Source organism: Uliginosibacterium sp. sgz301328, from assembly GCF_041807905.1.
In the GTDB taxonomy this organism is placed as follows: domain Bacteria; phylum Pseudomonadota; class Gammaproteobacteria; order Burkholderiales; family Rhodocyclaceae; genus JBGVSA01.
Map to the genome: position 1 here is coordinate 1 of NZ_JBGVSA010000052.1, position 10181 is coordinate 10181.

Below are 10181 nucleotides of genomic sequence, written 5' to 3' on the forward strand. Positions count from 1 at the left end.
CGCGATGATCGCCTGGTCGTGGTAGATGTCGTGGATGAAGGCGTTGAGCGCCTTGACGCGCTGGCGCAAGCCCGAAGCCAGCAGTTGCCACTCATCGGCCGGGATGATGCGGGGAATCACGTCGAACGGAATCAACCGCTCGGTTCCCTCGGCCTCGCCATACACGGCGAAGGTGATACCGACGCGGTGGAAGAGCGCATCGGCCGCTTCACGCTTGTCCGCAAGACGTTGCGGCGAGATCGCACCGAGCCATTCCTGGAACTTGTTGTAGTGCGAGCGCACCTCGCCGTCGGGCTCGGTCATCTCGTTGTAGAACTGAGTCGCCGCCATAACGATCCTCACTTCGCGTGTTCAGGTCTGAACGACATGAAGCGAAAGATATGCCATGAGTAGATGACAGGCAGATAACCATGCCCCTCATGACATGGCGCCAACACGGGCGCAGTCGCCGGCCATCGTGCGACACGCCCGCTTCTGGTGCACGAATCGCGCAAGGTGCATGCCAAATGGCGAAAACGCACCATGCCGACCCGTACAAAGAGCCGGTCCAGAATCCTGTTCTAGAAGACGGTGCGGCAACCGCCAAGATCGAAAAGGGCCGCCCGGCCGCAGGCCGAATCGAACATGCGGCCCGCGTCGTGCCCCACCTTGGGGACGATCCAGGCACGATGTCCAAGCGCCGGATTACCTTGGCGCAAATACGTCACATAGGCTTGGCCGCGCGCCAGCCGCCACGCCCCCTGCGCTTCGCCGGCGCAGCTCTTGTCGAGCGCAGGGTGATCGGGGCGGATGTCGGCGCCCCCCAGCAGGTAGATGACGTCGCGTGCTACGTAGCGCGCCTCATAGGCGGCTGGCGACAGTGCGCGGGCGTAGGCTGGGGCGTCGGCCCACCCGTACTTCCAGCGATTGGCGGTGGGACACGCCACCTCATTGACCGGTGCGAACGTGGAATCACCCGTCGGGCGGGCATTGGAAAAGTACAGATACGAGGAAGGGTTGGCGACGACGTATCGAACCGACACGGCGCGCGCCGCCAGCGCGGCCTCGCCCTGCCCCACCACGGCGTAGCGCTGCACCACCTGGCCGCCGCCCGAGTGCCCCGCCAGCACCACCTCGCGCAGTGCCGGGAAGCGCGTGCGGTCGCTCAGTCGGGCGAGGATGGCATCGATGGCTTCGAACGAACTGATCGATGCCGGCGCGGCGGCAGGCAGACCGTCCTCCCAGCCAGCGCGGCGCCAGCGCAGCAAGTCATCGGCGAGCCCATCGCGGACATCTGCCGTGCTGAGGAATTGCGGCGTGACGATGAGCGTCGCGGATTCGGACGCGCCGGCATCGCGCAGGGCGGTAAGGGCGTAGCGAAGGTAGTTGGCGGCGTCGCGATTGACGCCATGGAACACGACGACTGCCCGCTCGATCTGGGGCAGCGGTGCATTCCAGTCCTGCGAAGTCGCGATGGCAAGTTGCCCGCGCCCCTCGGGTGTCACAACTTCGAGGCGACCGCCGAGGACTTCCTTGACGGCCGCAGAGGCGGGCGCGGCCAGTACGGCGGCACTGAGCATCAGGCTGCACAATGCGCGCCGCATGTTGGAAAGAAATATCAGACGACGACGGTGGGAGCGCGGCCGTTGCGTTCTTCGATCTGGCCGAGGCGATAAACCGTCTCGCCTTGTGCGACCAGCGCTGCGGTGGCGGCATCGGCGTCTTCGGCGGCCACGATCACCACCATCCCGACACCACAGTTGAAGGTGCGGTACATCTCGTTCGGATCGATGTTGCCTTGCTGTTGCAGCCACTGGAACAGCGGCGGCATCTGCCAGGCCGACTTGCTGATCACGGCGGTCAGCTCGTCGCGCAGGATACGCGGCACGTTTTCCAGCAGGCCGCCACCGGTGATGTGCGCCATGCCCTTGACGAGCCCCGCACGCGACTTGATCAGCGAGAGCATCGACTTGACGTACAGGCGGGTCGGCTCCATGACCACGTCGCGAAAGGGACGACCGTGGAAGTCAGCGTTCATGTCGGGCTTGGCGAGATCGATGATCTTGCGGATCAGCGAATAGCCGTTGGAATGCGCGCCAGAGGACGCCAGACCGAGCACGACGTCGCCCGGGCGGATCGTCGAGCCGTCGATGATCTGGCTCTTTTCGACCGCGCCGACGGCAAAGCCGGCCAGATCGTATTCGCCAGCCGGGTACATGCCCGGCATCTCGGCCGTTTCGCCGCCGATCAGCGCGCAGCCCGACAGCTCGCAGCCGCGGGCAATGCCCTGCACCACGGTCGCAGCGGTGTCGACATCGAGCTTGCCGCAGGCGAAGTAATCAAGAAAGAACAGCGGCTCGGCGCCCTGAACGAGGATGTCGTTGACGCTCATGGCGACCAGGTCCTGGCCTACCGTGTCGTGCTTGTTCAGTTCGAATGCAAGCTTGAGCTTGGTGCCGACGCCGTCGGTGCCGGACACCAGCACCGGCTCCTTGTACTGCCTGGAAATTTCGAACAGCGCGCCAAAGCCGCCAATGCCGCCGAGGACCTCGGGGCGCATGGTTTTCTTGGCGAAAGGCTTGATACGGTCGACCAGGGCGTCGCCCGCGTCAATATCCACACCGGCGTCGCGATAAGTCAGGGAGCTCACTTGCAATCCTCTCAGGCGGTTGAGTTCAGCCGCCACACAGGTAACATTAACGGCCTTTGTCGGCCCTTGCGCGGTTCCTGCCGCCGCGCCGGGCAGCAGGAACACAAGGGCGGGATTCTACCAAACCGGCGCTCCTTGGCCGCGCCAAATGTGCGCTTCGGCTAGCCAACATCGGCAATATTGGGGTAGCAGAAGGCAGTAAAGGCGTCACCCACGCAATGCGTGCGGCGCGCCCGGACAACGCATGAGACAACTGATTCTTAACATCCGGCCGCACGTCGAATGCCGCCTGGACAACTTTGTGCCCGGCGACAACGCCGACCTGCTCGCCGCGCTGGCGCAGCAACTGGCGCGGCGCGACGGGAGCGTGCTGTATCTGTGGGGCGAGGCCGGCAGCGGGCGCAGTCATTTGCTGCACGCCGCCGTTGCTGCCGCGCACCAGCGCCCGGCGCAGTTCATTGCCGCGGACGCATGGCAGACGCCGATCGAGACCGATGGCGCGCTGATCGTGGTCGACGACGTGCAGGCAACCGACGCCGAGGCCCAGGGCGACATTTTCCGTGCCCTGATCCGCGCGCGCGATCTGCAGAGCAGCCTGATCATTGCCGGCGACGCACCGGCGCACCGCCTGCCGATCCGTGATGACGTCTCCAGCCGCATCGCCCAGGGGCTGACTTTCGAGATCAAGCCGCTGGCCGACGAGCAGAAAGCCGCTACCCTGTTGCAGCACGCCCGCAGCCGGGGCATGACGGTCGGCCCAGAGATCGTCAATTACCTGTTGCGTCATGGGCGACGCGACCTGCCCTGGCTGATGGCGGTACTCGATGCGCTGGACGAAGCATCGCTGTCGCTCTCGCGCCCGGTCACCCTGCCGCTGCTGCGCGACATCATCAAGGACGCCACTCCGGCCCAAACCGACAACAACGCATGATGAACCTGACGCTTTTCGACCTCGACAACACGCTGCTGGGCGGCGACTCGGACCACGCCTGGGGGCAATTCCTGTGCGACCAGGGCGTGGTCGATCGCCACGAGTACGAAACCACCAACGACCGCTTCTACGCCCAGTACAAGGACGGATCGCTCGACATGAACGCCTTCCTGGCGTTCGTACTGGCACCCATGGCGCGCCTGCCGCGAGCTGAACTGGATGCGCTGCATGTGCGCTTCATGCGCGAATGCATCGAGCCGATCGTCCTGCCGCGCGGCCTTGAACTGGTGCGCGAGCATCTGGACGCCGGCGATCTGGTCGCCATCGTGACGGCCACGAACGCCTTCGTGACGGCCCCGATCGCCCGACTGTTCGGGGTGCAGCATCTGATCGCAACCGTCCCGGCACAGGAGAACGGCCGCTTCACAGGGCTTGCGCGCGGCACGCCGGCGTTCCGTGAAGGCAAGATCGCCCGCGTCGAAGCCTGGCTCGAATCGATGGCCCTGCATTGGGGCAGCTTCGCTCAGACGAACTTCTACAGCGACTCGCTCAACGATCTGCCGCTGCTGCAAAAGGTCAAGCGTCCGGTGGCCGTAGACCCGGACGAGACCTTGCGCGCCTACGCAACGGAGCGCGGCTGGCCGGTCATCAGCCTGCGCCAGCGCTGAAATCCGCCCGATACGACTCAGGCAATGGCGCACGCATGGGGATATACTTTGCAGGATTCGGCCCCGGACACCTTGCCTCCCACATATAAGAACGCATGATCAGAAAATTGCTGCGTCGCGTCTTCAAGCGCGCCGAGCCGGCCGTCACGCAGGAACCGGCCGTCATCCCCGCTGAACTGCACGGCATCCGCAAGGAAGACATTTCGCCCGCCGCGCGCAAGGTCTGCTACGTACTCCAGGAGGCTGGCCACAAAGCCTATGTGGTGGGCGGCGCCGTGCGCGACCTCATCGCCGGCGCCACGCCCAAGGACTTCGACGTCGCCACCGACGCCACGCCGGAGCAAGTACGCGCCCTGTTCCGTCGCTCACGCATCATCGGCCGGCGCTTCCGCATCGTGCACGTCATGAGCGGGCAGGAGACCATCGAGGTCTCCACCTTCCGCGCGATGAACTCGGAAGAGAGCTCGACCGACGAACACGGCCGCATCTTGCAGGACAACGTGTGGGGCTCGATGGCCGAGGATGCGACCCGGCGCGACTTCACCGTCAACGCGCTGTACTACGATCCGAGCACGCAAACGGTGGTCGACTACCACCACGGCGTGGCCGACCTGCAGCAAAAAACCCTGCGCATGATCGGCGAACCGCACCAGCGTTATCGCGAAGACCCGGTCCGCATGCTGCGGGCCGTTCGCCTGGCGGCCAAGCTCGGGCTCATCATCGATCCGGATGCGCGTCGTCCCATCCGCGAGATGGCGAATCTGCTCGAAAACGTGCCGCTGGCGCGCCTGTTCGATGAAATCCTCAAGCTGCTGACCAGCGGCCACGCCGTGCCCTGCCTGCGCCAACTGCGCGAAGAAGGCCTGCATACCGGCCTGTTGCCGATGCTGGACGTGATCCTCGACCAGCCGGTCGGCGAACGTTTCGTGTGGCTGTCGCTGGAGAACACCGACGCCCGCGTGCGCGCCGGCAAGTCGGTGTCGCCGGGCTTCCTCTTCGCCACCTTGCTGTGGCATCAGGTGCTGACGAACTGGAACGAGCGCCGCGCGCGCAAGGAACCGTCGCATCCGGCGCTGTTCGCGGCGATGGGCGAAGTGCTCGACACGCAGGCTGAAAAGCTCGCCATCACGCGTCGTATTTCAGCCGACATCACCGAAATTTGGGCGCTGCAGCCGCGGTTCGAGAAGCGCGCTGGCAAGGCGCCTTATCGCCTGCTCGAGCAACCGCGCTACCGTGCGGGCTATGACTTCCTGCGGTTGCGTGCGGAAAGCGGCGAAATTCCGATGGAACTGCCGGACTGGTGGGACAACTTCGCCGATGCCGGCGGCAACGCGCGCGAGGAGATGCTGCAGGCGCAGCCACGCGACCCCGCTGCCGCCGCCAAGAAGCGCCGCCGTCGTCCGCGCCGCAAGGCCGAAGCGGACTCAGGCGGCAGTGTGACCGCCGAGGCCGGCAGCGAAGACTGAACACGCCTGGCAGGCAGACAAGTACGCCCGGCCGCCATGGCGGCCGGAACCTCAATCTCCGAGGCATCCCAGCGCGCAGCGTCGAGGGTGTGAGAACCAGGACCACGATGAGCCGTCGTAGCGCTCCGAGTCGAGCGCGCCGGCGCGGCACACGGTTCGGGTTCTGAAGCGAAAGGGACGCATGGGCTCGATATTGACGATGTACAACGCCTGGATCGGCGTGGGTGCCAACCTGGGCGACGCCGCCGACACCGTGCGGGCGGCGATCCGCGCATTGGGCGAGCAACCTCACTGTCGCCTGCTCACGGCTTCCAGCCTGTACCGCACGGCGCCGATCAGCGCCGAAGGCCAGCCGGACTACGTCAACGCGGTGGTGCTGCTCGACACGGCACTGGGCCCCACCCTGCTGCTGGAGACCCTGCTGGCCGTCGAAAAGCGTTTCGGTCGCGTGCGCACCACGCCCAATGCCGCACGCACGCTGGATCTCGACCTGCTGATGTATGACCAGCGCGTCATCGACCATCCGGGCCTGGTCGTGCCGCATCCGCGCATGCATGAACGCGCCTTTGTGCTGCGTCCGCTCGCCGAAATCTCGCCGGACCTGCATATCCCGGGGCACGGCCCCATTCAGGAATTGCTCGTCGGCGTGGCCGACCAGCGCATCAAACGCATCGAGGACTGAGTCACCATGTTCGCCGCAGTGCCGGTCTGGGTGCAGACCACCGTTCTATTGGTATGTTCGAACGTGTTCATGACGTTCGCGTGGTATGGGCACCTCAAGAATCTGCAGAGCCGGCCATGGATCATTGCCGCACTGGTGAGCTGGGGCATCGCACTTTTCGAATACCTGCTGCAGGTGCCCGCCAATCGCATCGGGGTGACGCATTTCACGCTGCCGCAACTGAAGATCCTGCAGGAAGTGATCACCCTGTCGGTGTTCGTGCCCTTCTCGCTGTTCTACATGCAGCAGCCGATCAAACTTGACTACCTGTGGGCCACGCTCTGTATGCTGGGCGCGGTCTATTTCATCTTCCGAAGCTGAAAATCCCGTCCAATGCTCGATAACGCACGCTACATCGTGGTGGAAGGCCCCATTGGGGCAGGCAAGACGAGTCTGGCCAAACGGCTGGCCGAACGGCTGGACCCGCAGACGATGCTGCTGCTCGAAGATCCGGCGAAGAATCCGTTCCTCGGCCGTTTCTATCACAGCACGGATCGCTGGGCGCTGGCGACGCAGGTGTCCTTCCTGTTCCAGCGCGATGCACTGTTGCGCCAGTTCGGCCAGCTGGACCCGGGCCAGCGCGTGGTGAGCGACTTTCTTCTCGCCAAGGACCCGCTGTTCGCCAGCCTCAATCTCGAACCCGACGAAGAGGCGCTGTACCAGGAGATCTTCACCCGCCTGCAGCCGCCGGCCCCGGTGCCCGATCTGGTCATCTACTTGCAGGCGCAGCCCGATGTGCTCATCGAACGCGTGCGCAAACGGGGCTTCGACAGCGAACGCCGCATCACCGAGTCGTACCTCGAGCGCGTGAACGAGCGCTACGCGAGCTTTTTCCACCAATACGACGCCTCGCCACTGTTCATCGTGAACGCCGAGGTGCTCAATCCTGTCGAACAGGACGACGACTTCGAGATCCTGTTCGAACGCCTCAAGGCCATGCGAAGCTATCGCGAGTTCTTCGGCTACGCGCAGTAACCGACGGCCCGGCCTGTATCACCTGAAAGGAGTCAGCCATGAGCTACCTCGCCGACACCAAGCCAGTCACCCTTTTTGAACTGGCGAAGATGCGCGCCGAAGGCCGCAAGATCGCCATGCTCACCTGCTACGACGCGAGCTACGCGGCCGCTGCCGAGCGCGCGGGCGTCGATGTCCTGCTCATCGGCGATTCGCTGGGCAACGTCGTGCAGGGGCAGACCTCCACGCTGCCGGTCTCGCTCGAACACATGGTCTATCACACGCAATGCGTGGCGCGCGGCGCAAAGCGGCCGTGGATCATCACGGACCTGAACTTCGGCTCGTACCAGGAAAGCCCGTCGCAGGCCATGCGCAGCGCCACGGCCGTAATGGCGGCCGGCGCGAACATGGTCAAGCTCGAAGGCGGCGCGTACATGGCTGAGACGGTGCGCTTTCTCGTTGAGCGCGGCGTACCGGTGTGCGCGCACGTCGGCCTGACGCCGCAATCGGTGTTCCAGCTCGGCGGCTATCGCGTGCAGGGCAAGAGCGAAGAATCCGCCGCGCAGATGTTGAGCGACGTGAAGGCACTTGAAGATGCGGGCGCCGCGATGGTGGTACTCGAAATGGTGCCGGCCACGCTGGCCGAACGCATTACGCGCTCGCTCACGAGCATGGCAACCATTGGCATCGGCGCCGGCAAGGAATGCGACGGCCAGGTGCTCGTCATGCACGACATGCTGGGCGTATTCCCCGGCAAGACGGCGCGCTTCGTGCGCAACTTCATGGACGGCGCGACCAGCATCGAGAACGCCATGGCCGGTTATGTCGCAGCGGTACGCGACAGCAGCTTCCCGGGACCTGAACACACCTACTGAGCGCGTTCGGTGAAAATCGATCGACTCGATCATCTCGTGCTGACGGTGGCCGATATCGAGGCCACCTGCCGTTTCTACTCCGACGTGCTGGGCATGAAAGTCGTTACGTTCGGCGCGGGACGCACGGCCCTCACGTTCGGGCGGCAGAAGATCAATCTCCACCCGGCCGGGGGCGAGTTCGAACCCAAGGCCGCACGCCCGACGCCGGGCTCCGCCGATCTCTGCCTGATCGCGACAACGCCGCTTGCGAACGTCATCGTCGAGTTGCGCGAACGAGGCGTTGCCATTGAAGAAGGCCCCACGCCGCGCACCGGCGCTACCGGGCCCATCACGTCCGTCTACTTCCGCGACCCGGACGGCAATCTCATCGAGGTCTCGAACTACACCGAGTGATTTGCCGCTGCGGCACCCTGTGCCCCTACGATGTGATCAAAGCGTACGTCGGCGCCAAGTACGCCGAGCGCGCGGCCGGCGCCGTCGCGCAGGGGCAACGAGATGGTGAAACAGAAATCGTCGGTCGCGGCCGAACGATAGATCCCCGAGACATACACCCGCGCGTCCTGCGCCGCGAGGCGGAACCAGTCGCGCGAACTCCAGTCGTGTCCCATCGCTCGCGGATCGACGCCAGCGGGTGAGACATTGCCACACACCTGCCGCCCCGCCATGTCGGTGACATACGCCAGCTGCAGCGACGGCAATTGGCGGCACAGCGCGACGAGCCGGAGTTCCAGGTCACTGCGCGACAAGCCCTCCAGGCGCCACTGAGCGACCGTCTGGACAACTTGCTGGCGGAATTGGCGATGGCCGTCGAAGCGGAACTCGCCGATCTCGGTGAGTAGCGCCTCGGTCTGCGTGCGGACCTGCGCCGCACAGGCAGAAAGCCGGTGTGCGTCGTCAAACTGGCGATGCGCGCCTTGGGTGACGTCTTCGACATGGCGTTCGACCTCCATCACCGCGTCACCCTGCTCCCGGCTGGCGTCCGCCATGGCCCTCACGTGGCCGATGAGCGTGGCGATGTGACTTGCCGCGCCAGCAAGGCAGGCGCTCGCGGCCACGGTCGTGTCGACGCCGGCGCCGACTTCGCGCTCGACGCGCAGCATGGCATCGGCCGTCTCTCCGGCCTGCTGCTGGATACCTGTGAGCACTTGCTCGACCCGCCGGGTCGCCTCGCTGGTCTGGTCGGCCAGCGTGCGGACCTCGTCGGCCACGACCGCGAAACCACGCCCCTGATCGCCAGCGCGGGCCGCCTCGATGGCCGCGTTGAGCGACAGAATGCGGGTACGGTCGGCGATGCTCTTGATGAGTTGCACGGTCTGGCCGATGGCCGCGCAACTGGTCTGCAGGGCAGCCAATTGTCCGGACAGATCCGCCACGCCTTCACCAATGTGCCGGATCTGGGCTTCGGCGCGGGTGCTCGCCTCATTGGCTTCGTGCGTGGCGTGGCGCACTTGTGCGGAGAAGGCCTCGGCCTCCGAACTGTCCTGCGCGATCGCGGCGGCCGTGCGCGACATCTCGGCGCTGGCTGCGGCGATGGATTCGGCATTCTCTCTTTGCTGACGGGCCCGCTGCTCCAGTTCGGCGGCCACGTGCGATAGGTGCGGCGCCACTTCCGACAGGCTGACCGAGGTGCGAGCCACCCGTACGATGCTGTGATGAAAGCGGCCCAGCATCTCGTTGATCAGCCCCGTAATGCGCGAGAGGCGGCTGGAACTTTCGTCCGCCAACTTCGTCGTCAGGTCGACGCCGCCGCGCGTGGCTTCGGACAAGGGGGCAAAAAGGACATTCAGTTGGGCAAGGCGGACGAACATGGCCGATCTCGTTTTTGACGTTTTGACCGATTCATGCAATTTCCATGCGCAGACCCATCACACGCTCGCAGTGGGATCGGCCTTGCCGATCGCTCCGTCATGCACCATCGGCGAGCATCGCGCACCAAA

The 10181-nt window shown here is 65.1% G+C and carries 12 protein-coding genes; 8 read left to right on the top strand and 4 right to left on the bottom strand.

Features of this window, described 5'->3' with window-relative positions:
• The 3 genes from ACDA63_RS19795 to purM all read right to left on the bottom strand — a co-directional run.
• Positions 1-330, bottom strand: a 330-nt coding sequence (locus tag ACDA63_RS19795) for a circularly permuted type 2 ATP-grasp protein (RefSeq protein ID WP_373665027.1), incomplete at its 3' end; no start/stop codon positions are given.
• Between the two features lie 230 nt (positions 331-560).
• Complete coding sequence (locus ACDA63_RS19800; RefSeq protein WP_373665028.1) at positions 561-1559, bottom strand: hypothetical protein; 999 nt, start codon at positions 1557-1559, stop codon at positions 561-563.
• Between the two features lie 38 nt (positions 1560-1597).
• Positions 1598-2635, bottom strand: a complete 1038-nt coding sequence (gene purM / locus ACDA63_RS19805; RefSeq protein WP_373665029.1) for a phosphoribosylformylglycinamidine cyclo-ligase — start codon at positions 2633-2635, stop codon at positions 1598-1600.
• A 238-nt stretch (positions 2636-2873) separates the two neighbouring features.
• Here purM and hda point away from each other — a divergent pair, with 238 nt between their 5' ends.
• From hda to ACDA63_RS19845, 8 genes are all read left to right on the top strand, one after another.
• Entirely contained in the window at positions 2874-3560 is a 687-nt protein-coding gene (gene hda, locus ACDA63_RS19810) for a DnaA regulatory inactivator Hda (RefSeq protein WP_373665030.1), read from the top strand.
• A complete protein-coding gene (locus ACDA63_RS19815) occupies positions 3560-4228 on the top strand; it encodes an HAD family hydrolase (RefSeq protein WP_373665039.1) in 669 nt (222 codons plus the stop codon). The genes hda and ACDA63_RS19815 overlap by 1 nt, the downstream gene beginning before the upstream one ends.
• A gap of 95 nt (positions 4229-4323) precedes the next feature.
• The gene (gene pcnB, locus ACDA63_RS19820; protein ID WP_373665031.1) at positions 4324-5694 is read left to right on the top strand and encodes a polynucleotide adenylyltransferase PcnB; all 1371 of its coding nucleotides are present in this window, start codon (positions 4324-4326) and stop codon (positions 5692-5694) included.
• A gap of 181 nt (positions 5695-5875) precedes the next feature.
• On the top strand, positions 5876-6376 hold the full coding sequence (gene folK / locus ACDA63_RS19825; protein ID WP_373665032.1) for a 2-amino-4-hydroxy-6-hydroxymethyldihydropteridine diphosphokinase: 501 nt from the start codon (positions 5876-5878) through the stop codon (positions 6374-6376).
• Between the two features lie 6 nt (positions 6377-6382).
• Positions 6383-6736, top strand: a complete 354-nt coding sequence (locus tag ACDA63_RS19830) for a DMT family protein (RefSeq protein WP_373665034.1) — start codon at positions 6383-6385, stop codon at positions 6734-6736.
• A gap of 12 nt (positions 6737-6748) precedes the next feature.
• Positions 6749-7390 (top strand): deoxynucleoside kinase, encoded by a 642-nt coding sequence (locus tag ACDA63_RS19835; RefSeq protein ID WP_373665035.1) that lies wholly within the window; start codon positions 6749-6751, stop codon positions 7388-7390.
• Between the two features lie 38 nt (positions 7391-7428).
• The gene (gene panB, locus ACDA63_RS19840; protein ID WP_373665036.1) at positions 7429-8244 is read left to right on the top strand and encodes a 3-methyl-2-oxobutanoate hydroxymethyltransferase; all 816 of its coding nucleotides are present in this window, start codon (positions 7429-7431) and stop codon (positions 8242-8244) included.
• 9 nt (positions 8245-8253) lie between these two features.
• Complete coding sequence (locus tag ACDA63_RS19845; protein WP_373665037.1) at positions 8254-8637, top strand: VOC family protein; 384 nt, start codon at positions 8254-8256, stop codon at positions 8635-8637.
• On the opposite strand, the gene ACDA63_RS19850 is transcribed toward ACDA63_RS19845, so the two are convergent.
• Complete coding sequence (locus tag ACDA63_RS19850; RefSeq protein ID WP_373665038.1) at positions 8625-10052, bottom strand: methyl-accepting chemotaxis protein; 1428 nt, start codon at positions 10050-10052, stop codon at positions 8625-8627. The genes ACDA63_RS19845 and ACDA63_RS19850 overlap by 13 nt on opposite strands.
• Between the last annotated feature and the right edge of the window lie 129 nt (positions 10053-10181).

Bases quoted from the DNA above. Each gene is read 5' to 3' on its own strand.
- ACDA63_RS19800 (WP_373665028.1), bottom strand. From the start codon at position 1,559: ATGCTCAGTGCCGCCGTACTGGCCGCGCCCGCCTCTGCGGCCGTCAAG.
- hda (WP_373665030.1), top strand. From the start codon at position 2,874: ATGAGACAACTGATTCTTAACATCCGGCCGCACGTCGAATGCCGCCTG.
- ACDA63_RS19815 (WP_373665039.1), top strand. From the start codon at position 3,560: ATGAACCTGACGCTTTTCGACCTCGACAACACGCTGCTGGGCGGCGAC.
- pcnB (WP_373665031.1), top strand. From the start codon at position 4,324: ATGATCAGAAAATTGCTGCGTCGCGTCTTCAAGCGCGCCGAGCCGGCC.
- ACDA63_RS19835 (WP_373665035.1), top strand. From the start codon at position 6,749: ATGCTCGATAACGCACGCTACATCGTGGTGGAAGGCCCCATTGGGGCA.
- ACDA63_RS19850 (WP_373665038.1), bottom strand. From the start codon at position 10,052: ATGTTCGTCCGCCTTGCCCAACTGAATGTCCTTTTTGCCCCCTTGTCC.
- panB (WP_373665036.1), top strand. From the start codon at position 7,429: ATGAGCTACCTCGCCGACACCAAGCCAGTCACCCTTTTTGAACTGGCG.
- folK (WP_373665032.1), top strand. From the start codon at position 5,876: ATGGGCTCGATATTGACGATGTACAACGCCTGGATCGGCGTGGGTGCC.
- ACDA63_RS19830 (WP_373665034.1), top strand. From the start codon at position 6,383: ATGTTCGCCGCAGTGCCGGTCTGGGTGCAGACCACCGTTCTATTGGTA.